This is a genomic window from Paenibacillus sp. W2I17, assembly GCF_030815985.1.
Taxonomy (GTDB): domain Bacteria; phylum Bacillota; class Bacilli; order Paenibacillales; family Paenibacillaceae; genus Paenibacillus.
In genome coordinates this window covers 4,057,206-4,080,544 of record NZ_JAUSXM010000001.1, presented here as the reverse complement: position 1 = coordinate 4,080,544, position 23,339 = coordinate 4,057,206, and the positions used below count along the sequence as shown (strand labels likewise).

At 47.2% G+C, this 23,339-nt stretch carries 22 protein-coding genes and 1 pseudogene; 17 read left to right on the top strand and 6 right to left on the bottom strand.

Going from position 1 to position 23,339, the window contains the following annotated elements; genetic code table 11:
* The first annotated feature begins 198 nt into the window (after window positions 1–198).
* From QF041_RS18185 to QF041_RS18165, 5 genes are all read left to right on the top strand, one after another.
* Window positions 199–882, top strand: a complete 684-nt coding sequence (locus QF041_RS18185; RefSeq protein WP_307415215.1) for a response regulator transcription factor — start codon at window positions 199–201, stop codon at window positions 880–882.
* A gap of 56 nt (window positions 883–938) precedes the next feature.
* Window positions 939–2,450, top strand: a complete 1,512-nt coding sequence (locus QF041_RS18180) for a HAMP domain-containing sensor histidine kinase (protein WP_307415214.1) — start codon at window positions 939–941, stop codon at window positions 2,448–2,450.
* 80 nt (window positions 2,451–2,530) lie between these two features.
* Window positions 2,531–3,445: an ABC transporter ATP-binding protein gene (locus QF041_RS18175; protein WP_124117936.1), complete on the top strand. Its 915-nt coding sequence runs from the start codon at window positions 2,531–2,533 to the stop codon at window positions 3,443–3,445.
* A complete protein-coding gene (locus QF041_RS18170; protein ID WP_047840344.1) occupies window positions 3,442–4,158 on the top strand; it encodes an ABC transporter permease in 717 nt (238 codons plus the stop codon). Before QF041_RS18175 ends, QF041_RS18170 begins: the two co-directional genes overlap by 4 nt.
* 1 nt (window position 4,159) lies before the next feature.
* Window positions 4,160–4,894 (top strand): ABC transporter permease, encoded by a 735-nt coding sequence (locus tag QF041_RS18165; RefSeq protein ID WP_307415213.1) that lies wholly within the window; start codon window positions 4,160–4,162, stop codon window positions 4,892–4,894.
* Between the two features lie 93 nt (window positions 4,895–4,987).
* Here the strand turns inward: QF041_RS18165 and QF041_RS18160 are convergent, their stop codons facing one another.
* Window positions 4,988–5,548: an acyltransferase gene (locus tag QF041_RS18160; protein ID WP_091038205.1), complete on the bottom strand. Its 561-nt coding sequence runs from the start codon at window positions 5,546–5,548 to the stop codon at window positions 4,988–4,990.
* Window positions 5,549–6,132: 584 nt separating this feature from the next.
* On the opposite strand from QF041_RS18160, the gene QF041_RS18155 reads away from it, so the two are divergent.
* Complete coding sequence (locus QF041_RS18155) at window positions 6,133–8,841, top strand: PAS domain-containing hybrid sensor histidine kinase/response regulator (protein ID WP_307415212.1); 2,709 nt, start codon at window positions 6,133–6,135, stop codon at window positions 8,839–8,841.
* A 137-nt stretch (window positions 8,842–8,978) separates the two neighbouring features.
* Here QF041_RS18155 and QF041_RS18150 read toward each other — a convergent pair whose 3' ends face one another.
* Window positions 8,979–9,932, bottom strand: coding sequence for an L-lactate dehydrogenase (locus QF041_RS18150; RefSeq protein ID WP_307415211.1), 954 nt, complete (start codon window positions 9,930–9,932; stop codon window positions 8,979–8,981).
* A gap of 548 nt (window positions 9,933–10,480) precedes the next feature.
* On the opposite strand from QF041_RS18150, the gene QF041_RS18145 reads away from it, so the two are divergent.
* The 4 genes from QF041_RS18145 (at window position 10,481) to QF041_RS18130 (ending at window position 12,811) form a co-directional block, all read left to right on the top strand.
* Complete coding sequence (locus QF041_RS18145; RefSeq protein WP_211084252.1) at window positions 10,481–11,167, top strand: hypothetical protein; 687 nt, start codon at window positions 10,481–10,483, stop codon at window positions 11,165–11,167.
* Window positions 11,168–11,302: 135 nt separating this feature from the next.
* Window positions 11,303–12,124, top strand: a complete 822-nt coding sequence (locus tag QF041_RS18140) for a serine/threonine protein kinase (protein WP_307415210.1) — start codon at window positions 11,303–11,305, stop codon at window positions 12,122–12,124.
* 162 nt (window positions 12,125–12,286) lie between these two features.
* Entirely contained in the window at window positions 12,287–12,535 is a 249-nt protein-coding gene (locus tag QF041_RS18135; protein ID WP_017690948.1) for a hypothetical protein, read from the top strand.
* Window positions 12,536–12,811, top strand: coding sequence for a hypothetical protein (locus QF041_RS18130; RefSeq protein WP_076329673.1), 276 nt, complete (start codon window positions 12,536–12,538; stop codon window positions 12,809–12,811). It abuts the gene before it with no gap.
* Window positions 12,812–12,958: 147 nt separating this feature from the next.
* Here the strand turns inward: QF041_RS18130 and QF041_RS18125 are convergent, their stop codons facing one another.
* Complete coding sequence (locus QF041_RS18125) at window positions 12,959–13,168, bottom strand: hypothetical protein (RefSeq protein ID WP_074093270.1); 210 nt, start codon at window positions 13,166–13,168, stop codon at window positions 12,959–12,961.
* A gap of 207 nt (window positions 13,169–13,375) precedes the next feature.
* Between QF041_RS18125 and map the strand changes: the two genes are divergently transcribed.
* Both map and QF041_RS18115 read left to right on the top strand, forming a co-directional pair.
* A complete protein-coding gene (gene map / locus QF041_RS18120) occupies window positions 13,376–14,122 on the top strand; it encodes a type I methionyl aminopeptidase (protein WP_307415209.1) in 747 nt (248 codons plus the stop codon).
* 174 nt (window positions 14,123–14,296) lie between these two features.
* Entirely contained in the window at window positions 14,297–15,310 is a 1,014-nt protein-coding gene (locus QF041_RS18115; RefSeq protein ID WP_133386915.1) for an NADP-dependent oxidoreductase, read from the top strand.
* A gap of 120 nt (window positions 15,311–15,430) precedes the next feature.
* On the opposite strand, the gene QF041_RS18110 is transcribed toward QF041_RS18115, so the two are convergent.
* Entirely contained in the window at window positions 15,431–15,916 is a 486-nt protein-coding gene (locus QF041_RS18110; protein ID WP_176873064.1) for a CcdC family protein, read from the bottom strand.
* Between the two features lie 217 nt (window positions 15,917–16,133).
* On the opposite strand from QF041_RS18110, the gene QF041_RS18105 reads away from it, so the two are divergent.
* From QF041_RS18105 to QF041_RS18090, 4 genes are all read left to right on the top strand, one after another.
* Window positions 16,134–17,288 carry a HEAT repeat domain-containing protein gene (locus QF041_RS18105; RefSeq protein ID WP_307415208.1) on the top strand — a complete coding sequence of 385 codons (1,155 nt, stop codon included), beginning with the start codon at window positions 16,134–16,136 and terminating at the stop codon, window positions 17,286–17,288.
* Window positions 17,269–18,711, top strand: a complete 1,443-nt coding sequence (locus QF041_RS18100; RefSeq protein WP_307415207.1) for a glycosyltransferase family 2 protein — start codon at window positions 17,269–17,271, stop codon at window positions 18,709–18,711. Before QF041_RS18105 ends, QF041_RS18100 begins: the two co-directional genes overlap by 20 nt.
* A gap of 53 nt (window positions 18,712–18,764) precedes the next feature.
* Window positions 18,765–19,895 carry a hypothetical protein gene (locus QF041_RS18095; RefSeq protein WP_307415205.1) on the top strand — a complete coding sequence of 377 codons (1,131 nt, stop codon included), beginning with the start codon at window positions 18,765–18,767 and terminating at the stop codon, window positions 19,893–19,895.
* A 73-nt stretch (window positions 19,896–19,968) separates the two neighbouring features.
* Window positions 19,969–20,124 carry a hypothetical protein gene (locus QF041_RS18090; protein ID WP_307415204.1) on the top strand — a complete coding sequence of 52 codons (156 nt, stop codon included), beginning with the start codon at window positions 19,969–19,971 and terminating at the stop codon, window positions 20,122–20,124.
* A gap of 806 nt (window positions 20,125–20,930) precedes the next feature.
* On the opposite strand, the gene QF041_RS18085 is transcribed toward QF041_RS18090, so the two are convergent.
* Both QF041_RS18085 and QF041_RS18080 read right to left on the bottom strand, forming a co-directional pair.
* Window positions 20,931–21,503 (bottom strand): TetR/AcrR family transcriptional regulator, encoded by a 573-nt coding sequence (locus tag QF041_RS18085; RefSeq protein WP_307415203.1) that lies wholly within the window; start codon window positions 21,501–21,503, stop codon window positions 20,931–20,933.
* Window positions 21,500–22,231, bottom strand: a complete 732-nt coding sequence (locus QF041_RS18080) for an MBL fold metallo-hydrolase (RefSeq protein WP_307415202.1) — start codon at window positions 22,229–22,231, stop codon at window positions 21,500–21,502. Before QF041_RS18080 ends, QF041_RS18085 begins: the two co-directional genes overlap by 4 nt.
* A gap of 754 nt (window positions 22,232–22,985) precedes the next feature.
* Between QF041_RS18080 and QF041_RS18075 the strand changes: the two are divergent.
* A pseudogene (locus QF041_RS18075) lies at window positions 22,986–23,279 on the top strand (IS30 family transposase); the annotation flags it as partial.
* Window positions 23,280–23,339: the final 60 nt, after the last annotated feature.

Sequence of the window (23,339 nt, the reverse complement as noted above, 5' to 3'; positions counted from 1 at the left end):
AGTATGTACTTGGTAGACTTGATTAATATGACATTCCCCACGTTAATGAATACGCTATAATTAGAATGTGTGGTAACGTAAAGGACTTTAACATTGTTTCAATAAGACATGAATCCATATGTTATAGGCAGCTTTTATCATTATTATGCTCAGATATATCATTAACCCAATGGGGACAGAAAGGAAACGAATATTCGGATGAAAACCAAACTGTTATATATTGAAGATGATACGGAAATTGCGACTTGGGTCAGAGCCGATCTGGAGGAGCGCGGTTATGAGGTGGTATGGCTCGGCAGTGGTGAAGGTGCAGCGGAGGCTGCTATCGGTTGCTCACTCATTATTCTGGATGTCATGCTGCCCGGGCTGGATGGATTTACGGTGGGCCAGCGACTGAAAAAAGAACATCCCGCGGTGCCTATTGTCATGCTCTCGGCCAGAACGTCCATTGACGATAAGTTGCACGGTCTTGATTTTGCCGATGACTATGTGACCAAACCATTTCACCCCGATGAACTGGCTGCCCGGATTGAAGTACAACTGCGTAAGGCAGGAACAGCGGTATCCACGGATGCTGCCCTGAAGCTGGATCATCTCTCCATCTATGAGAAGGACAACCGGATCGTTAATGAGGAGACGGGAGATGAGATTATTTTATCGGGAAAACAGTTCCACATCTTCGCCTACCTGCTACGACATATGGGCATGATTCGCACGAAAGAGCAGATCTATGAAGCCGTCTGGAACGAGCCTTATCTGGATGGGGACAAGACTTTAATGGTACATATTCGACATCTACGCGAAAAGCTGGAGCTTGATCCGGCCAATCCTGTAGTTATTCAGACGGTCCGTGGTGTGGGATATCGTGTGAAGAAGCCATGATCCGGTGGTTCAGAGAACGGAAGATCATGAAGGGAGAACGGAAGGGAGAACGAAGCATGGATCAAAAGCAATCCAGGCGGCGCAAGCTTCGCTTTGGGCGCTCCTTGATGTCCAGATACATCCTCCTGATCCTGGCGGCAATATTGTTTGTGCCTGTTGTCCTTCCAATCATATCCGTTATATATATTGTCGTAGTGAATAATACGAACACAGACCGAGCAGCACCTTACGGTGATGTTACTAGGATCAGTAATATCTGGTCACGTGAATCGAAGAACCTGGATGGTGCTTCGGATGAAGAGATTAAGGCCCGGTTGGAGCAATTACATGACTCATATCCCAAATCTTCCATGTATCGTGTGAATGTGAGCGGTGAGACCCTCTTTATTCTCGGTGGTGAAGATGTAACGCTTCTGAAATCCACGTCGCCGGATGGCAGAACAGACACGACATTGAGATGGTCACTGGATTCCGGGCAAACGACAGAGACTCATATTCCATCCTTATGGAATGCGAACAATACCGTGCAATTCATGAAAGAAGCCTCCTATCGTGATCCACTGACCGTAGTTGCATATATTGGCGGAGATGAGCAGGACAAAGGACAGGGATTCATGATCATTGAAGTGCCGCGGTCACTTCTGCAAATGAATCAGAGTAACTGGCCGATGGAACTTTTGTATCTTGGTATCGTAATGACCCTCATCTTTCTGATCTTCATCATTATGTCGTTTCTCTTCTTTGCACGCATTCGCAAACGACTTATTCGTTTGCAGACGGCCATGATGACCACAGGCAAGGAAGGCCTCCCGCTTCCGGTAGATATCCGCCGGTCAGACGAGATTGGTCAACTGGAAGAATCCTTCAATCAGATGGTGCATCAACTGTCCGACAGCCGCCACCGTGAACGCGAGGAAGAACAATTGCGCAAACGTCTCATTGCAGGGCTTTCCCACGATCTGCGTACCCCGCTAACGGTGATTCGTGGACATATGCATGCTTTGCACAAGGAAGAGTTGAGCGAGCAAGGTGACCGTTCATTACATCGCATGGAAGCAAAGATGGAGGACCTCGGTGGGCTCATTGACAACATGTTATCCTACAATTTGCTCACAAGTGGGAAATATACACTGAAGCTGGAAGAGAAAGATATACTGCGGATCGTCAGGGAAACGGCGGCCGCCTGGTACCCGGTCTGGGAGAAAGAGCAATTTGAGATTGATATTGACCTGCCAGAGGAACCGCTGATCTGGCATATGGATGAACAGGGCATGCGCCGTATTCTTGATAATTTGTTCCAAAACGTGATCCGCCATGCCGCCAGCGGGAAATATATTGGTATATCAACTCAGGAGATTCAGGGTGAGACGGCCATCGTTATTCAGGATCGGGGTCCGGGAATGCAACCGAATTCCGACACAAAAGGCACAGGTCTAGGCTTATCCATTGTAGACCTGTTGATTCGTGAGATGGGTCTTCGCAAGCGGGTAGACAGTTCCGATACGGGTGTCCAGACATATATCTACAGTGGTAAGGGGAAACAGGGAAACAACAAACCGCTGAAATAGCTTTTTTAAACTAAACTTAAACTGGAGACTACTTTAGCTTTAACCTTGGAAGGTTACGATAGTTCCGAGGTGATCATACAGTGAGTGAAAATATTATTCAAACGGCGAATTTATGGAAAACATACCGGGACCGTGCAGCGGTCCGTGAACTTGATCTGCATATTAAAAAGGGAGATATTTACGGCTTCCTCGGTCCCAACGGCGCCGGCAAAACAACAACGATTCGCATGCTTCTCGGCTTGATTAAACCAACCAAAGGCGTGATACGTATCTTCGACAAGGATATCCGCAAGGATCGCATGGATATTTTGCGCCGTGTGGGTTCCTTGGTCGAATACCCGTCCTATTACGGACATCTGAACGCAGTAGAAAATCTGGAAACTTTGCGCCGCATCATCAATGTACCAAAATCAAGAATTGCTGAAGTGCTGTCCATTGTAGATCTGACCAAGGATGCCAAACGTTCGGTGAAGGGCTATTCCCTTGGGATGAAGCAACGTCTGGGTATTGCCAGCGCTTTGCTGGGTGAACCGGAGCTGCTGATTCTGGACGAACCAACGAATGGGCTTGATCCTGCCGGTATTCAGGAGATTCGGGAACTGATCAAACGCATGCCTCTGGAACATGGCATTACCGTTCTGGTTTCCAGCCACTTGCTGAGTGAAGTCGAACAGATGGCAAGTCGCGTTGGTATTATCCGTGAAGGCAAGATGGTGCTTCAGGATACCATCGCAAGTCTGCATAGTCAGACGGGTAGCTCTATCCGGTTAACGGTTTCCGAGCCGGAAGAGGCTATGAAGCTGGCGAGAGAACAGGGACAATTTGGTCAGCAACAAGGTTCTGCATTAACGTTCCCTTATATGGATAACAGTTCAGTGGCACTGCTTGTGCGCCGATTAATTGAGCAGGATCATGATGTGTATCGTGTAGAGGAACAGCGTCAGTCGCTGGAAGATCTGTTCATGCGGGTCATTGGCGAGGGGGCTTCCATATGACCGGGCGTGCATTATCGTCAGACTGGCTCAAGATTCGGGGGAAAGGGATCTGGTTTCTTGTTTTTCTAGCCCCTCTTGGATTGACAGCGATGCAGGCACTTAATTTTGGCTTACGGCTGGACTATCTGAAAGAGCAGTATGCAGATAACCTGTGGGGCGGATTGCTCGGCAATGTGGTTGTCTTTGTGCCTTTGTCTCTGATGTTGGGGGCAACCATTCTCAGCTCCATGATCGCTAATGTTGAGCATGAACAAGGATCGTGGAAACAGTTGCTTGCGATGCCCATTCCCAGACCAGCCGTGTATTTAGCCAAGTTCCTGCTTGCTTGTGTGCTGCTGGTGATCTCCTGCCTGCTGTTAACCGCAGGAATTGTAGGTCTGGGTCTGATCCTCGGATTCCATGCCAGCGAAATACCTTGGACACATGCGATCAAGCTGGGTCTATTGCCTTTGGCTGGTGCACTTCCGGTGTTGTCACTGGAGTTGTGGCTCACGATGGTTAACAAGAATCAGGCGCTTCCCGTCACCCTGGGCATCGTTCTCGCGATAACGGGTATGTTCTCGCTCAGTATCTCACCGAGCTTTCCGCTCGCATGGGCACAGATGGCCTGGAATGGGCCTAATCCATACCTGTATGCAGGCATGGGGGCAGGTCTAGGGTTATTAATCCTGTTGCTGGGTATGGTGCATTTTAGCCGGAAGGATGTGGCCTGATATGAGCTTTGCAACAACGTACTTCCGAATCTTGTCCGCTGAACGATTGAAAATGAGCAAATCGCCCATATGGCTCCTGATTCTGCTGAGTCCACTCATTGCGCTGCTCATCGGACTGTTGTCCACTCCATCGGGAAATTGGCAGGTATTGATGACCACGATGGTTTTCCTGCACGGATTGTTATTGTTACCGATGCTGACTGGCGTGTTTACGTCTTTTGTCTGCCGTTTTGAACATGCAGGTGGAGGGTGGAAGCAGATGCTGGTTTTACCGCTCACGCGTTCAGGCGTATATGCAGGTAAACTGACGATTGTACTCATGCTTCTGGCGGGTACACAAGTATTATTGCTGATGTCCATTCTGCTGGCAGGCATGATTCACGGCATTACGATGCCAGTACCTTGGGGATTCTTGGTAGGCAAACTGCTGCTTGGGTTGCTGGCCTGTGTACCCTTGGCTGCCCTGCAGATGTTCGTTTCATTGGTGTGGAGCAGCTTTGCCGCACCGCTCGCACTGAATTTTGCATTGACCATACCGAATATTCTCATTGTAAACTCGGCGACATATGGGCCGTATTATCCATGGGCACAACCGATGATTCTGATGACACCCGTGGACGGCGCGGGTTTCGGAGCCTACAACGTGCCACTGATGACGATGCTGGCGGTTGTTGGAGGCAGTGCTGTTATTTTCATTGGAATCGGCATGATGTATTTTGCAAAAAAAGAAATCTGAATAATCCCTTACACACTTGGTTATCGTAGATCCAAATCCTCTTTAAGCAAAACATGCAAGCTCTATTGTATGTATGCTTCAGGAGGATTTTTTCTAATGTCTGACCCACCCATCATGAATGGTCAACTCCCGGATGATTTTGGCTGGTGCCCCGGCTACAAGTGTATTTTCGGGTACATCTTTGGTCACCGTGCTTCCTGCTGCCACAACTGCATTTCTGCCAATGGTCACTCCGGGCAAAATAAGCGCGCCTGTACCAATCCAGGCATTATCCTGAATCACAATCCGCTTGGCAGTCTGGCTCCCGTCATCCAGAGAGTCAATCCGGTGATAGGCACTGTCGAATATGCTTGTTCGAGGACCAATCATGACGTTATTGCCGATGGTCACTTCAACGTTAGCGGCAATCCCGACTCCTGCATTAATCATGACGTCATCGCCAATCGTTAATCGCGCACCTTTGACCACCGTTAACTGGGTTCCCCAAGGTTTGCCTATAATGTTAAGCCGTTTTCCTACCTGCAAATCACCCAATCTATTCAGATAAACCTTACCCCTGATTCGTGGCAGCAGGCCCATAGAGGGCTGAATTTTACCAAAGATGGCCAAGCCTCTTAGTTTACCGTAAGCAATTTTAACTCTGTTGGGCAGCATGATTCATCCGTCCTCTCCGTAGTCAAAAAACGTTTTTTAACGATTATAGCCTTTTTGATACAAATTGTATCGTTAATTTTATATCAAGGCATCGCAAGAGCGGATGATCTCTCTTTCTTTGAGAAGCTTTGCTTCAGGCGGGACATCCAATGAAACAACCGTTTGCAGCGTATATGACAGGAGATTATGGGGATTAACGTGTCTGATGTTCTTTAACATTTACAAAGGGCGCATGGACGCCAAATAAGATGTCCTGAGTTCTTTAGAAAATCGTTTACCCATTCGCCAGAATTAGCTGACTTGGAATTGAACTCCAAGCTTGTTATAGGTTTACATTTATTCTTGTATAACTTGTCTTTCCTTGAAGACGCCTCCTAAGTAATATTAAAATTCCAAGTATTACCTCACACATCATGTGAATTGAATCATAGATTGTAAGCAAAATGAGACGAGAATCTGGTAAAATAAAAAAAGCTGTTTCTAGGCAGGCTTACATGGTTATTCGAGGGTAGGCCCATTTTTGTAAGGGATAATTAATCCCTGTTGTTAGATGAAGATATTGGCTGAGAAAAGAGGGGTAAGCCTTGGATATCAATAAAACGGAAACCCTGAAGCGCATTATTTCTGAGGGAAGTTCTTACCAATCACTGTTTTTTAACCATCCGGATGCCATTTATGTGATGGACATCCATGGAAACTATATTGATGCTAATCCCTCGGTAGAGCGGATATCGGGGTATACACTGGATGACTTGATTCGTATGAATCAGAATGAGATCTGTCCTCCGGACAGTGAAAATTCACGCAAACAATACATTAAAGAGGTACTGGCTGGACGTTCAGTCAGTAATCCCATTACTTTTTATCATAAAGATGGTTCCCTGAAACAGGCAGAGATCACGTATGTGCCTATAACGGAGGGAAAAGAAGTCGTAGGAATCTATGGCATTGCCAAAGATGTTACCAATATCCTGGAAGTGCAACGTGAGCTTAAGGAAGCACAGGAGAAATATCAGGTGCTGGCTGACCATGCACAAGATCTGATTACAACTTGTGCTACGGATGGCGAGTTGTTATACGTTTCCCCTTCCGTGTACACCTTACTGGGTTATAAGCCGGAGGAAGTCATAGGAAAGTCCTTCAAGGATTATTGTTATCCGGGAGATTATCCGGACCCTATGGATCTTTCCAAGATCGGCAATGGCTGCAAGATGCGTGTGTTGCACAAGAAGGGACATTATATCTGGATGGAGACATTGGCGAAACCTGTGGCTGGAGAGCGTGGCAAGAGTGTCCAGATTGTAAGCATCAGCAGGGATATTACCCAGCATAAGGATGCGGACAGACGTCTTCGGGAAAGCCGTCAGCGATACAGATCGTTGTTCGAACATAACCCGGCAGCTGTGTATTCATTGAATCTGGAAGGTAAATACAGTGCAGTAAACAGCAAACTGGTGCAAATGTTGGATATCCCTCGCAATAAGCTTATTGGCCAATCTTTTTTATCCAATCTGGATAAATGCGAAGTGCAATACGGCAAACGTTATTTTGAAATGGTGAAGCAAGGCGAACCGCAATATTATGAGACCCGAATCGTCAATTCAAGTGGTCGGAAGATTGAAGTATCTGTTACGAATGTGCCCATTATTGTGGATAAGGAAATGGTAGGCGTCTATGGGATCGTATCCGATATTACCGAGCGCAAGGAATATACGGAACGGATTCAGGAGCTTAGCAAGCAACATGAGCTGATCCTCAACACGGTTACGGAAGGAATATATGGTTTGGATGCGGATGGAATCACCATGTTTATGAATCCTGCAGCAGTTTCGATGTTCGGTTATGAGGCGAAAGAATTCATTGGCAAAAACTCACATCCCATCATCCATCACACCCGTGCAGACGGAAGTCATTTGCCACAAGAAGAGTGCCCGATCCACATGACTGTGTTGGATGGACAGAGACGTTCAATCAAGGAAGATGTATTCTGGCGTAAAGATGGCAGCAGCTTTCTGGTGCAGTATCAGGTGACGCCGATTATTGAACAGGGACAGATTCAGGGCGCCGTGGTTGTGTTCAATGATGTGACTGGCGAACGTGAAATTGTACGTGCCAAAGAGACAGCTGAGCTGGCAGCTCAGGCCAAGTCAGAATTTCTGTCTATGGTTAGCCATGAGATCCGGACACCGATGAACGGGATCGTGGGGATGACAGAATTGCTGATCGGTACCGATTTATCGGAAGAACAGCGTGAATATGCCGAGATTATTCGAGACAGCGGCGATGCTTTACTGAACATCCTTAATGATATTTTGGACTTCAGTAAGCTGGAATCCGGGAAAATGGCACTGGCTTATGAACCATTTGCATTACGCAAGATGCTGGAACAGGTTGCCGAACTGTTTAAACCGCGTGCAGATGAGAAACATCTGGAGATCAGATATCGCCTCAATCCAAGCATCCCTGAGTTCATGGTCGGTGACGCTATACGTATCCGGCAGATTCTGGTGAACTTGGTTGGCAATGCGCTCAAGTTCACAGATCAGGGAAGCATTGATGTTAACGTGGATATTATCAAGGGCAGAAAGCCTGAAGACAGCGTTCTTGATTTTGCGGTGCAAGACACGGGAATTGGCATCCCGGCTGACAAGCTGGATCAGTTGTTTCAGTCCTTCTCTCAACTACACCCGGTGATTAACCGGAAGTATGGTGGTACCGGACTGGGACTGGTCATCTCCAAGCGACTCGTGGAGATCATGGGAGGCAGTATCAGTGTCGAGAGTATAGAAGGGGAGGGCTCAACCTTCCGGTTTGCTGTTCCTGCGGCGAGTGTAGATGCTTCAGCAGAACAGACAGCAAGTCAGTTCCATCATGATCGTACACGTCAGAGTGATAAGGTCGCCATGCGTATTCTGGTGGCGGAAGATCATCCGGTAAACCGGAAGATTTTGCGAGAATATCTGGAGAAGCTCGGATACCAGGCAGATGTGTGTACTAATGGCGTGGAAGCAATTGATGCCATCTCTCAGAATGCTTATGATATTGTCCTGATGGATATTCATATGCCTGTGATGGATGGACTGAAGGCGACAGACCTGTTACACCGCCTAATTCCACAGGATCGTATACCTCCAATCATCGCAGTTACAGGCAATGCCAAACGTGAAGATAAGGAAGCTTGTCTGGAGATTGGTATGCGTGATTTTATTAGCAAACCGGTTATGCTGAGTGAGTTGAAGCGGGTGTTACAGCAATGGGGGCCAAGGGACGAACCTCAACTTGCACCAAATTGAACAACTACTCGATTGTGAAAATAATAAACGCAAACATGCCAATAAGACTCCTCGCATGGAGTGTTATTGGCATGTTTGCGTTGGCAGGCTTTTGAAGTTGAGCCTAAGCATACAAAGTGGAGTAGTATACAAATGGCTTATACCAGTGTCAGACGATTGATATTACCAGATAGGATTTCACAGGAGCTGTTGAATTTCTCACGTTCCGTTGCATCCAGATTCAATTCGATAATCTCTTGAATACCATTGCCACCGATGATTGCAGGAACACCGACGCAAACGTTGTGTTGCTCGTACTCTCCGTCCAGAATAGCCGATACGGCGATGATCTTGTGTTCGTCATTGAGGATGGAACGAGTGATGTGCGCGAGGGCATTGCCGATTCCGAATTGGGTAGAACCTTTACGGGTAAAGATCTCCCAGCCGGCATCCTTTGTTTTGCGTGCAATATCGTCCAGATCCAGATGTTTGAAGCGCTCCTTATGCTGATCCATAATGTGCATAATCGGTTTACCGCCGATGGTCACATGCGACCAGGCCACGAACTGGGATTCTCCATGCTCCCCGAGAGCATAACCGTGCACACTGCGTGGATCGATGGAGAAGACTTCAGACAGCAGCGTTTTGAGCCTTGAAGAGTCAATGGACGTCCCTGTGCCGATGACATGCTCACGCGGAAGACCAGATAATTTCCATACCATATAAGTTACTATGTCAACTGGATTAGCAGCTACGACAAAAATCCCGTTAAATCCACTGTTCATGATCGGGACCACGATGTCTTTAGCAATCAATTCCGCTTCCTCCAGAATATCCAGCCGTGTCTGTCCTGGCTTGGGATTCGCCCCGGCAGTTAAGACAATAACATCCATATTGCCACAATCGGCGTACGTGCCTGCATATACCTTGGTGCGGTTATGTGTGAAATCCATACAATGGGAAAAATCCAGTGCCTGTGCTACAGCACGTTCATACGTCCGGTCCACCATCATAATTTCCCTGCATATCGATTGATTAATCATGGAATACGCACAACTCGAACCGACAAGACCCGCCCCGATCACCGCTACTTTGCCTGATTTGCCTAACACTGCCGTTCAGCCCCCCAGTTAGATTGATATTTATCCGTTACTAATGCGTCCTATGTTAAGTATAGTCCTTTATTTTATGCTGGAATGTACTTCTACGTTACATAAGATAACACATGGAAAAGCTGTGCAGCAATGATATCCGCTATCGCGGGAGCGTATTGGAGTAAAGGAGTTAATAAAATTGACATGAATAATTCATAATCATATGATTTGACGGCGTTTGCACCTGTGTCATTCGACATGACAGCATTCATGCTCGTTGTCGGATTGGGGGTTATTTGTGCGGATTATATACCTGACAAAACTTCTTAGGAATCCGCAGAAACAGAACAAAACCGCCAAAGGGATCTGCTGAGAAGCTGACGAATACATACGGACAAGCAAAAGATAAGCATACTTGATCCATGAGACAGGTTGCCCCGATCCGATGACGGTTCCAAAAAAAGGAACGCTGAAGCCAAAATGTTTTTATCCAAGAATCAATTTCATAACTCACTAAAGGTATTATGAAATTGATTCCCAAAAGACTTCATTCCGGGAGGGAATTAATGATGATTGAAGAAGCAGGAGCAACGACGGAAACGGCCAAGAGCCTGGGCATAGGTGCCAGTACTCTTCGTAAATATGCGGCAGCACTGGAAGAACAGGGATACCGGTTCGAACGGTCCGCCAACAAATCCAGACTATTCAAGTCCGACGACATCGAGTGCATTGAACGTCTGATGACTGAACTCCGAGAGCATAATCTACCCCTGGCTGATGCTGTGGTGACTGTATTGGCTCCAGAAGTACCTGTAGCTGTAGTAGAAGTAGATGTACCAGTGGTGGGAATTGAAGGTCTGTCAGAGACGGAATGTGCAGCGACAGTCATGTCATCCGTATTCCCTGAAGAACCTGAAATAATGGGTAATCTGAGATCCTATGAAGGTCTGGGGCAACTGGTAAGTGAGGTGACTTATGGTGCTGTAGAACAGCAGCAGGATGATCGGGTACAGCTGCTGCAACAGCGGGTCGATGAACTGGAACTGACCCTTCAGCATCTGGCGGAGACACATATGGCGCTCCAGGAACAGATGGAGAAACAGCGTCTATGGATGAATGAGAAGCTGGAAGAGGAGCGGGATCGTGAACTCGTAACCAATCTGCGCAGTTTCCAGGGAAGAAAACGCAAACCAAAAGGAGTATCCCTGCGTATGTTGTTCGGGTTCCTGCCCAAGAAGCATAAGGAAGCTTGAATGACAGGCTCTTGCTCATCGTGATTTTGCATTATGGGCCTGATATAATAAGCTCCATACAACATGAAGACTGGCAACGGACTGCTCAGTATAGATAAAGACTGAGTGGATCAGGAAGCTGGCGTGGGAGGATCTGTGGAGCTGCGACGAAGTTGGCAAAGATTGCTCGGACTATGGACGGATCGTCCTCGGCGGGAAGGCACGACCATTGCTGAGCGTTATACAATACAGGAATTGTTGGGTATGGGGAGCTATGGGCTGACATACCTGTGTACAGATGACCAGAACGGCAGGGAAGTGGCGCTGAAGGAGTCCAAGCCTAGCAAGGGGAGACTCTCTGCGCACCTGTTGGAGCGGGAGGCGGACGTGATGAGACGTCTGCATCATCCGGCGATCCCTGATCTATTGGATGTGTTCACATCCGGGAGACGAGGTTATATCGTTACCGAGTATATTCGTGGACAGACGCTGGAAGATTGCATATTTGAGCAAGGTCTTCGATATACGGAGCGGGAATGTCTGGAATTGGCAGGTCAACTGCTGGCTCCGGTGGCTCATGTGCATGAGCAGGGATATATTCATGGAGATGTGCGGATTCCCAATGTTATTTTACGTGAAGGGACGGTGCATCTGATTGACTTTGGTCTGGCGAGACGCTTGGGGGAGCCGTTGTTGCCGGAGCTGAAGCGACGTATGCGTGAAGTCCCTGAGCCTGAAGATGAGCGGGCTACACCGGATCATGATTTGCAGGATATCGGCCACTTTCTTCTCTTTATGCTGTATTCGGCTTATGAGCCAGAGAAGGGCCGTGAACCCGCCAGCTGGCAGGAGGAACTTAAGCTTACGCCGGAATTGCACCAGATGCTGGAGCGACTCCTTGGACTCCGTCCAGGTTATGAAGGCGGAGCGATGGAGTTACTGGCAGAAATTGAGAATGTGTTGCTGAGATTACAATGAAATAAGCTCTGTAGGCGGCCCTATACTAGTTATCCGTGACCTCTTCGTATGATATCTGCAGGGGTCTTTTTCCTTTTTGCTGATAAATGCAAAACGTATCAAAACAGTGGGTTGAATGATATAATGAATAACAATTATACGTTGAAGGAGGCGATTCATCATATGCTTAAAAAACTGGAAGGCGATCATGCCGAATTATTCAAAACATGGTTTCATAGCAAAAAAGACACCATTGTGGATATTGAAGGTAAGCATTATTTAATCAAGCCGCTGGAAAACGTGGTTCAGGAAGAAATAGAAAGTGATCTGGAGCTCAAAACTTTAATTATGCAAGCCAAAAAGGATATTTCTTCGGGTAGGGTCTACTCTACAGATGATATAATTGACGCAATTGAAAAAGGGAATTTATAGATGTTGATCCAGTGGACACCTTCAGCAAGACAGGCTCTCGCTCAAATCGGAAGTATTCGTTTCACTCAGGAAGAGACAAAGCTCTATAAGATTGAACTAGTTCGGAGAATTGAATTGAAGGTGGCTGTCATGGCGGAATCCATGCCAGCTCAGGAACCATCCTGGCAAGGGACGTACCGGATATTAGTTGATAAATTTAAAGTGTATTATTCGTTCTCCCTGGATAAGCGAATTTGCTATATTGAAGCATTAAGACATCAAAATCAGCAAAATTGATACATACTTATATAGAAACAATAAAGGGGTGTTCTGTTAGCCGTAAGTACGGCTAACAGAACACCCCTTTGTTACATATTCATTTATGGTAGCGTCTAATAAGCTGCTGGTGTGATCATTGCTCTTTAAAGCAGTCGTGGAAGCCGCTTAGCTGGAGCTGTATTTTCTGCTTTTGTAATACCCGGAGCCACTGCGGCTATCCCGGTATTTCACATCTGAAGAAGAATAGCGCTTGTAGGAACGCTTGCCTGAGGAGCTGCTGTGACGTTTATAGGAGCGCCTGTCTGAGGAGCTATGACGTTTGCGGTGAGATGAAGATTTGGAATCGATAAGTTTGCCGATAATCTTTTTGAACATGAGCTTTCACCCTTTCGACTTCAACTGTTTTAAGCATATACGTGGCTAGATCGGAAGGGGTTTCGATTTTTTCATGGATAATTGTATTCATTGGACAGGAGCTTGGCGTATAATAGGATGTTGCTGATTGCACGGAATTTTTTATTTTGAGTGTTTAGCGTTACAATAGAGAACAGGATAAGATTTTAACGGACAGGAGTAGTTATTATGATTACATTAAAGACCAAAGAACAGATTGAATATATGAAAAAAGCCGGAGAAATTCTCGCCGCATGCCATAGAGAAATTGCAAAGATGATTCGTCCAGGCATTACGACACAGGAGATCGACCAGTTTGCAGAAGGTTTTATGAAGAAAAATGGCGCTACGCCGGAACAAAAGGGATATAACGGATATCAATATGCGACATGTGCGTCGGTTAATGATGTGATCTGTCACGGGTTTCCGGGAAAATATGCACTGAAAGACGGCGATATCGTTACAATCGACATGGTGGTTAATCTAAATGGCTGGCTGGCGGATTCGGCTTGGTCATATGCCGTAGGTGAAGTGACTCCGGAAGCACAACATCTGCTGGATGTAACCAAAAACTCTCTGTACAAAGGCATTGAACTTGCCGTGGTGGGCAACCGGATCGGAGATATCTCCAATGCGATTCAAGTGTATGCAGAAGGTGAAGGCCTATCGGTTGTGCGTGAGTTTATTGGACACGGCATTGGTGAGAAGATGCATGAGGAACCACAAGTCCCTCACTACGGTCCGCCTCATCGGGGTCCGCGTCTCAAGGAAGGCATGGTTATTACGATCGAACCAATGCTGAATATTGGTACGTTCCGAAGTAAGCTGGATTCAGATGGATGGACTGCGCGTACTTTGGATGGAAGTCTGTCTGCCCAGTATGAACATACGATTGCGATTACGGCGGATGGTCCAGTGATTTTGACAGCACAATAATAGCCAAAAGCAGCTACAATGTGACGATATTTGCATATTTCAAGGCGGCCCACGTTTGTGATCCGCCTGTTTCGGTTTAAACTATTAAGAAGTGATAACACAGAGCCAGTGGTAAGTGATCTCAGCTGACAAGGGTTAACCTTGCGTCCACTTGGCAACAAGGAGGTAATTTTGGTGTCTTTAAATAAACAGATCGTACTTGCGTCTCGTCCCGAGGGTGCCCCATCCAGAGAGAATTTCAACTTCATTGATGCACCTCTTCCTGAACCGGAAGCTGGGCAAGTCCTGGTACGTACATTATATTTGTCGGTCGATCCATACATGCGGGGCCGCATGAAAGATACAAAATCCTATGCTGCACCGTACGCGTTAAATGAAGTGATCAAGGGTGGAGCCATTGGACAGGTTGTGGAATCTTCGGAACCGAATCTGCGCAAAGGAGATCTCGTATCCGGCATGTGGGGCTGGCAGCAATATGCCGCAGTGAATACGGGGGATCTGTCGCTGATCGATACGGAAGAAGCACCAATCACCGCTTACCTGGGTGCGCTAGGCCTGACGGGTCTGACGGCTTATTTTGGTATGGAGGACATCGGCAAACCGAAGGACGGCGAAACGGTCGTTGTATCGGGAGCAGCCGGAGCGGTAGGCATGATTGCAGGTCAGATTGGTAAAATTGTGGGAGCACGCGTGGTTGGCATTGCAGGCTCTGATGAGAAATGCGCTTATTTGAAAGAAAAGCTGGGCTTCGATGTGGTGTTGAACTACAAGAAGGAGCAGGATATGTCAGCGGCCATTGAACGGGCTTGCCCGGATGGTGTAGATGTCTACTTTGACAATGTGGGCGGTGACATCTCGGATGCAGTCTTGCGCCACATCAATCGGAATGCGCGTATTCCGTTATGCGGTCAGATCTCGTCTTATAATCTGGAGAAACCGGATATCGGGATGCGGCCACAGACGTTGCTGTTAACAAATACAGCATTAATGAAAGGTTTCCTGCTGGGTGACTATACGAAATCCTTCAAAGAAGGCCGCGCCAAGTTGGCGAAATGGATCAAGGAAGGTCATATCCAGTATGAAGAAAACATTGTGGACGGGTTCGAACAGACGCCGGAAGCATTCATGGGCCTCTTCTCGGGAGATAATCTGGGCAAGCAACTGGTTAAGGTTGCAGATCCTGAATAGATATTGAATGGTTTACATGTACAATTAGGTTGAAAACGAAAAGACACGTTCTGCACACCGAGGGTGCAACAGAACGTGTCTTTTTTATCTGTAAATCTGTGCGTGGTCTATGTAGGGTGACTAGTGTTCGGCGACCAGCACTTCTTTGTAGTGTTTGTACATATATACACGCCAGCGTACAATCATGCCAAAAGCAAGCAGGAAGAACAATCCGCCCGTTTGCGGAATACTTACATATCGCTGGATGACTTCATGCAGGATCAGGCGTACGGCCAACAATCCAAGCAAGATAAAAGCAAAGCTGCGAGAACGTGTGGCAAAAATTTCTTCACCTACTCGTTCAAACCGTGTACTGCGAATGAGGGGATAGGAGAAGAGGAACCAGCCCACCAGAAACGCAATGAATGCCCAGAGTAGAGGAACATGAGTCTCCGGTACAACAAACATGAGAAATCCTGTGCTCATGCCGAGCGGAGGAATAAGGATTTTACGAATGGTCACCGGTCTGTGACTGGCTTTCATGCGGATGAAGATGGCAAGCAGTGCCATGACAAGCATGCCCACGGTTGCCCCGATTTGCAGGTAGTACGGACTGATTTGAGCCACGTAGAACTCCCTCTTTCTGGAATAATATGTTATCCGGAGATCCGGAACCCAGTACGAATTGCCGGAATTTTCAGTTCCTATTATATCACAAACGCAGAAAGCCGATAGAAAGCTTAGTGTATCATATACCCGATATGTATTCACAGGGTGTATTTGAAAATTTTGTATTATTGTGCCCGTTGTAAGGCCGTTTATTCGATTAAGGGGAAATCATGCAATGATTGGACAACAATGGATGTATATCAAGCTTATCGGCTCACATCATAGAGGGTGGCTTGCAGGTAATACAGATTGGTTGGTACATGTGGTCAGCCTTCTATTTGCAAGTGTACTAGCTTTTTTGCTGGTTATCTACGGTTACATCTTATGGATGAAATATAGCAGCAGGCGCAGGGAAAAGGTTAAGACGGCACTGATGCAGGAATTACTTTCCGAAGATTCGGTGTTACAGCGGTATTTGGGCCAAGGAGAAGTAAAAGTAGACTTATTGAATATGAGTGGAGATCAACAGAGCGTTCTGCAGCAGCTGTTATTGCAACGGCTTGCTCAAGGTCCGGTAGAGCACGAGACTCTGCGAATTCGTCTGTTATCCTGGCAAGTCTTTGGAAGTTCATACCGGTCGGTCCTGAAGACGGGAAAGTGGAGTGAACGGGTCAACACGTTGTTATATATTGAACAGTTTCATATGGTAGAGCTTCTGCCCAAGTTAGAGGATATGCTGCGGGTTTCTTCCTGTACGCCGCTTGAACGCTTCATCATATTGCGCATATATGCCCGAACCGGTTATTTCAGAATCGTGAAGGAATTGTTGCGTGAGCAATATGTATGGTCCGATTCGCAGTATCTGCAGATTCTGCTGTTGCTTACCGATTTATCCTGGACTCGTCTGAAGGATCATTTCAAAGATGTACCTTATCAGGTCCAGTGTAATATCGTCCACGCCATTCGTATTCGGGATGACCAGACGGAGGGTGCTGTTGTTCTACTGGAGAAGCTCATTCTTGGAGAGGATGCATTGCTGCGTACCCATGCGTATCAGGCATTGGCTCAAGTGGGCAGAGGTCGCGAAGATATGCTGAAGGGGCTATTGCTGGTATGGAACGAATCTGGTGAGGAGAGGCAACGCTCTGAAAGACTAACAGTGACCCAGCTTATGGGTACTGTTCATGCGGATGCTTTTATTCCTAGACTGAAGGTAATGATGGGTGATCCTTCTTTTCAGATCCGACAGGAAGCGGCGAACTCTCTTGCCCGGTACGAGCAGGGACTTGAAGAACTCCGGGAAACGGCTGTAAACCATCCGGATAAATATGCAAGGCAGATAGCGGAGGAAACGCTGGAAAGGATGCAGTATGGACGAAAGATGGATTGAGATGTTGCGGAGTTTTGTTTTGGCATGTTACGAGGGGATATTTATCTATCTGGTGTTAGCGATTGTGATGTGCAGTGTTCTGGTAGTTGCTGCCGCTCGCACATTGATTCGCCAGAGGGATCTGGACCCGCTGCAATATCATGAGATGTTGGATGAAGAACTGGCTCCTGCGGTATCCCTGCTTGTCCCGATGCGTAATAGTGAGAATACGATCGTACAGCGAATTAATTGTCTGCTGGATATTCAGTATGCACGCTATGAGGTTATTATCATTAATGATGGATCAGAGGACGGAACAATGCCACGGTTAATAGAAACCTATGACCTGATGCCCATTCGGAGTAAAGTTCATTATTCGGGACTCGGCCAGGAGACGGCTCAGATTAAATGTGTCTACCAATCCAGGTTGCATCATCGTCTGGTTGTGATCGACAAGGAGTATGGAGGACGAATGGACTCCCTGAATGCAGGCCTGAATATCTCGCAATATCCTTATATCGCCTCTGTTGGACCCTGGACAGTTCTGGAACGGGATGCATTGGTGAAGATTATGAAACCCGTTATGGATGCTCTCCCAGGAGAAGAGGTCGTTGCTTGTAGTGGACGATTAGATCTCGTGGCCCCCAGAAATACGGATCATACAGATTTAACGGATAACAGCACAAGACTTACGGACAGTACGTTGTATGTAATGCAGACCATTGAATACGTGCGTGCTTTTTTAATTGGTGGTGTGGGACTTGTTCGTTACAATATTAATGTGCTTTTATTTACGGCCCAAGTATTCGGTGTATTCAAAAAGAACCGGGTGATGGAAGTTGGTGGGTACAAGCGCGACGACCAGGTCGCTCACATGGAACTGGTGATGCGGTTACAGAAACATATGAAGCAGATCCGGGAACGTGGCCGTATTATATATATTCCCGATCCGGTCTGCAGGGTAGAAGTACCCGGTACATGGCGTCAGCTGTGCAGACAGCGTATCGGTTGGCACATGCAACTTGCAAGCAGTCTATGGACTCAGCGGAGCATGATCTTCAATCCGGCCTATGGCTGGATGGGGATGGTATCCATCCCGTATTTTATTCTGATCGAATTGTTGGGGCCTGTGATGGAATGGGGAGCGATTTTGCTGTTCATTGCAGGCATAGGGCTACAGTTGGTGGATATCAACCTATGCATCATTCTCGTTCTGCTGCTGACGCTCTATGGTTCACTGTTGTCCGCAGGTATGGTAATGTTCGAAGTATGGTGTTCACGCAAAGCGTACACGTCCAGAGCAGTGACGCGTCTGTTATTGTATGCTTGTTCGGAGACGTTCTGGTTCAGACCGCTGAACAATATATTCCGTATGTTTGGCATTTTGCAGGCTATGGGATTGAGGAAGGAAAAGGAGAAGGAGATCAGGAATGGATTGGGGTAATCTATCGGCAATCCTGGTAATACCTTGGAACAGAACAAGGAGGAAGACGCTTCATGAAAAAAAGTTACAGGCCAGCCACGATGTGGACGCTGGCTTGTTTTACAGTGGTATCGGTGGTGCTGGTTGTCCCCTGGATTATGTGGCAATCTCAGGCCCCTGTTCCACTGAACATCATGATTATTGACAAGAGCAGGCCGGACTTGTCCTATCAGGGGCACAAGGGGTTGGTTTGGCTTTTGAATCAACAAAAGATTGTACAGCACACAGGGGAATACTACTCGTATGAAGAGGATTATTACGGCTATGATCTTCAGGACGGGCTTCCACGAATGAAACAAATGCTGCCTGATGAGGTGACAGACACGGATCTGATCTATCTGACGGCGAATCGGAGTAGTCTGTCTGCACAGAAGAGTGAACGGAAACAAGACGGAATCTATGAAGGATTAACGATATATGATGTGCAGAAGATCCGCGAGGCTGCGTATAAAGGGGTAACGATTGTCGCCGAATACAGTGCATTGGCAAATACGGCTTCGAAGATGACCAGGGAGCAACTGTATCCCAGTTTGGGAGTGAACAGCAGTGGATGGCAAGGAAAATCGATATCTAATCTGCAAAGTATAGAAGAAGTACCCCGTTGGATTTGGACTAACTATGAGCAGCAGGAGAAGAAGAAATGGTCTTTTCACGGAGCTGGTATTCTGCTAGTTCATGTAGATGGGCAGGTCATAGTGCTGGAGAAAGGCCCGGATGTAAAGACAGGAAATGTACAAGTTGCATTCACACAGGAGGGCAGGGATTGGAGCGGCATAACCCAGGATATTCATTACAATGGCTGGTTTGATATCATTGTGCCGCAACAGCAGGATTCCATATTGGCCTGGTATAAAACGGATTTGACGAAGGCAGGCGAGCAGAAACTGGGGAATGCAGGAATTCCCGCGGAATTTGCTGCGCTTGTCCGCTACGACGACTATAATCGGTCGTATTACATGGCAGGGTCATTTGGTGAGATGAAGCATTATTCCTTCTGGCGCCGAATCCGGGGATGGGAGGTCGTCCGGTCCAAGCTTACGCCCGATCAGAAAGATATTCCTGACATGTTCTACTGGAAGGTGTACGTGCCCGTGATGAAGCATATTTTGAATGAAGTGCAGGATGGACGGCAGCAATGGCCATAGATAGGCTATCGAGAACTGTTTCGATGGAAAGAGGGAAGCTAAAGTCCATTCCACCTTTCGAGAGGAACGGGAGATGTACATAATAGAGAAGTACGTTGTTGTAGTGGCAAAAGTGTGGTTGGAGCGAGATATGTATTGGGAAGAATCGACTTTGCCTTGTGCAATGGGACTGGGTAGCTCGAATACGTTTCAGACTCTTACCGCCATGAACAATGGGATATGTAGCTAGATACTCAACAATAATCATCCCGCTGCGGCGTACATGTAGTGTGATCTATAAAATGATTCGTATTAAAACACGTATTAAAACAAGTACTAAAGTGTGCATCACGACCAGGGTAAGCTCCGTATCTAGAATTGCCCCAATGTGTACACTGAACTATAGCGTGATTTATACATGAATAGTAATAAAACATATACTACTATGTGCATTACGAGCAAGGTAAGATCCTTGTCTAGTCATGTACCCGCATCCGCATGATCAATACAATTTGGAGCATGATCGCTCCGTATTTAGAGACCATAACACAATGTGTGTCTGGACGTGTGCCGCTATGGCATCGTGATCTGAAGCACCGTACGTAGCACATTCTAACGAACTCAGCACATCTTATTTGGCCTAATTGGGTACGTTGGTAAATGTAACGAATCACAGACACGTTAAATGACGGAATATACTCATTATTCCTATCCCGCAGCCAGTTTTCTGCGAAATAGGACGTGTGGAGTTCGTTAGTTGTTGTTATTCGCTCTAATTGCCGTTATAGCGTGTCCTCGGTTCGTTAGATTTCGGACAGAGGGCACCGATCATGGCATCACGCAACCGAGGCGCCCTTTTTTCTTCTGTATTAAAAGAAATTGTAAGAACACAATACGATGAAAGATGAATTCAAAGTGGGTGTTAAAGTGTTAAAAGTCATTGGCGCAACTATAACATTATTACTGTCAAATCTATGGGATGTACCAGTACACGGCAAGGCAAAAAGGACTGCAGATCCTCTGCAGTCCTTTTTCATGATGTAATGCGTGCCTTATCTAGGCTTGGTGAAGATGCCGGAGTCCGTGCAGGAAGGCGGATACGGTCAGACGCAGACTTTCGTTCGGATCAAAGTTCATGCCGAAGCCGCCCTGTGCCTCAATGGAGGCAAATCCATGGCAGAGGCTGCGCAAACCACGAACGGCGTGCAATGCTTCCGCTTCGGTGAGCGGGTAGGGCTGCAAGCTGTGCAGCAGCAACTCCAGCGTAGCTGTGCTGGCCGCGGCGAGCTGTGGCTCCTCGCGGTCCGGGGCATGAAATGAGGCTTCGTACAGCCCGGGGTGCTCGCGGACGAAGCCAATGTATGCCGCAGCGATGGCCTGAATGGCATCATCGCCAGCGCGGTCAGCGATAGCCGCGGTTAATGCGCGGCTGAGCTGTTGTACGGACATCAGCGCCATTTCCTGGCGAAGCCCGGGAAGTCCGCTGATGTGGTTGTAGAGCGACGGGGAGCGCACATCCAGCCGCTGTGCCAACGCGGCCAGTGTCAGCGCCTGAAAGCCGTCGCTGTCTGCAAGCTGGGCCGCGGCGCTGAGCAGAGCGCCGCGATCCAGCCCTTGCCGGGGGCTCATAGTTGCCCCCCGGCAAGATCAAACCGCTGCTGAGCATCAGCGGTTGCCGCACGCATGGCGACCGCGGGCTGGCGCAGCATCCGTCCGTGGCCTACAGCCAGCACGGACGGTTCCAGCTCCGCCAGGCGCTTCGCGCTGGCCAGAGCGGCTTCGCGGTTCCACGTCGCCAGCGCGGGGAACGGGAAGAGCGGGCGCACGCGGCCGGATACGGCAAGGCCGCCTTGCAGCTGGTACGCGTCGCCAGCGATGAGCACGCGGCTGCGCGTATCCATGAAGGACATATGCCCCGGCGTATGGCCTGGTGAGGCAATGGCGACCAGTGAACCAATCTGATCACCGTCATCCAGCAAGTGGTTTGGCTGGGTGTGTACCGCTTTGGGCTTAGGCACCCCGCCGCGTACCGGGGTTTGAGGCTCACCGGGAAGAAGGGAAGTATCACCCGCCAATAGCCGGGCATCCCGTCTGGAGATGAAGACCTCGGCTTGAGGCAGTGCCTCTTTGAGACGATCCAACGCACCAATATGGTCGCTATGAGCGTGAGTCAGAATGATCTTGGTAATGGGCTTCCCAAGGGACTGGGCAGTTGCCAAAATCCCCTTAAGACTGAATGGTATTCCGGCATCAATCAGGGTTAAACCATCTTCCTCTTCAACCAGGTATACGTTCACAGGGAATAGTCTTGGGAAAAACGTAACTTGAACGACATCAAATTCTCGGGTAATACGCATCGTTAAAACCTCCTTAAAACTAATGGTATTAGTATAATAACTAATGGGATTAGTTTTAGCAATACCTGTTGTTCATTTTATTTAAATAAAAAAAATTTAAAATAATGATGCACTTTACAAAAAAAGCGTTTTCAAATTAGGGATTACCGATTATAATAATCACGTAAGCCCTTTCATATGTCTATCTTATTGGAGCCCTTCGCGTAGCGGAAGGCTCACTTTTTTTTATTTTTTATATCAGGTTAAATATGCACTTTTTTGCTTTTATCAAGAGAAAAATATTTTTCTGTCCTAACTTGCTCATTTAGCAATATCTAAGACGGATTGTAATATGAAGTGCGACACCTACTGTAAATAAAATATGTCTCATAGCCTGATTTGTGTAGCTGAAAGTTACCACACCGACATTCACACAAGGAGAATCAGACCATGAGTTATTCACATCTTAGCATATCGAACGCAGCAAGCTAGAAATCCTCCACAGAACAAAGTAAAAGCTCAAGAGTCAATTAAAGAGTTGGGAAGGCATTCGTCCGCGATTTGCCGTGAAATAGGTCGTGATATTTCTTCACATCTCTATCAGGCAGAACACGCTCAGAACGCTTATGAGGAGCGTCGTTAAAGCCTCTGTCTCTCCAGGTAGATGGTCAGACAGCTTGGCTGCTTAACTGGAGAGAAAACTGGAAGCAACGTGGTCTCCGGAACAGATCACTCCACGTTTCTGTACCGAAGGTCCGCCAGTAGTCTCTTTCAAACTGCGGATCGAGGCAAAGAGTTTGCTTACTATGCCCATCTGGAAACGGCCGATGGTCCGAACATTTACTTTGGTGATCCATATTCATTCTGGAAACGAGGTTCCAACGAGAATGCGAACGGGTTGCTTCGAGAGTTTTCCCTAAAGGTACGGATCTCGCTCAAGTGGAGATGTAGCTCTCTCACTCGATTTAATTAATCACAGACCACGAAAATGCTTGGGTTGAAAGACTGCAACGAATCTTTCACTGAAGAATTGTCGCACTTGGTTTCACAATCTATCATACGATATTAACCCCATTTAATTGTTGAGATTTATTTTGTTTGTCAGAATAAAAATTCTTTAATATTTATA

What these genes read in the sequence shown, in the direction of transcription:
- QF041_RS18170 (WP_047840344.1), top strand. Translation starts at nt 3,442, where the DNA reads ATGACCGGGCGTGCATTATCGTCAGACTGGCTCAAGATTCGGGGGAAA.
- QF041_RS18090 (WP_307415204.1), top strand. Translation starts at nt 19,969, where the DNA reads ATGTACATAATAGAGAAGTACGTTGTTGTAGTGGCAAAAGTGTGGTTG.
- QF041_RS18105 (WP_307415208.1), top strand. Translation starts at nt 16,134, where the DNA reads ATGATTGGACAACAATGGATGTATATCAAGCTTATCGGCTCACATCAT.
- QF041_RS18165 (WP_307415213.1), top strand. Translation starts at nt 4,160, where the DNA reads ATGAGCTTTGCAACAACGTACTTCCGAATCTTGTCCGCTGAACGATTG.
- QF041_RS18145 (WP_211084252.1), top strand. Translation starts at nt 10,481, where the DNA reads ATGATGATTGAAGAAGCAGGAGCAACGACGGAAACGGCCAAGAGCCTG.
- QF041_RS18095 (WP_307415205.1), top strand. Translation starts at nt 18,765, where the DNA reads ATGAAAAAAAGTTACAGGCCAGCCACGATGTGGACGCTGGCTTGTTTT.
- QF041_RS18080 (WP_307415202.1), bottom strand. Translation starts at nt 22,231, where the DNA reads ATGCGTATTACCCGAGAATTTGATGTCGTTCAAGTTACGTTTTTCCCA.
- QF041_RS18185 (WP_307415215.1), top strand. Translation starts at nt 199, where the DNA reads ATGAAAACCAAACTGTTATATATTGAAGATGATACGGAAATTGCGACT.
- QF041_RS18130 (WP_076329673.1), top strand. Translation starts at nt 12,536, where the DNA reads ATGTTGATCCAGTGGACACCTTCAGCAAGACAGGCTCTCGCTCAAATC.
- QF041_RS18125 (WP_074093270.1), bottom strand. Translation starts at nt 13,168, where the DNA reads ATGTTCAAAAAGATTATCGGCAAACTTATCGATTCCAAATCTTCATCT.
- QF041_RS18135 (WP_017690948.1), top strand. Translation starts at nt 12,287, where the DNA reads ATGCTTAAAAAACTGGAAGGCGATCATGCCGAATTATTCAAAACATGG.
- QF041_RS18100 (WP_307415207.1), top strand. Translation starts at nt 17,269, where the DNA reads ATGGACGAAAGATGGATTGAGATGTTGCGGAGTTTTGTTTTGGCATGT.
- QF041_RS18180 (WP_307415214.1), top strand. Translation starts at nt 939, where the DNA reads ATGGATCAAAAGCAATCCAGGCGGCGCAAGCTTCGCTTTGGGCGCTCC.
- QF041_RS18085 (WP_307415203.1), bottom strand. Translation starts at nt 21,503, where the DNA reads ATGAGCCCCCGGCAAGGGCTGGATCGCGGCGCTCTGCTCAGCGCCGCG.
- QF041_RS18160 (WP_091038205.1), bottom strand. Translation starts at nt 5,548, where the DNA reads ATGCTGCCCAACAGAGTTAAAATTGCTTACGGTAAACTAAGAGGCTTG.
- map (WP_307415209.1), top strand. Translation starts at nt 13,376, where the DNA reads ATGATTACATTAAAGACCAAAGAACAGATTGAATATATGAAAAAAGCC.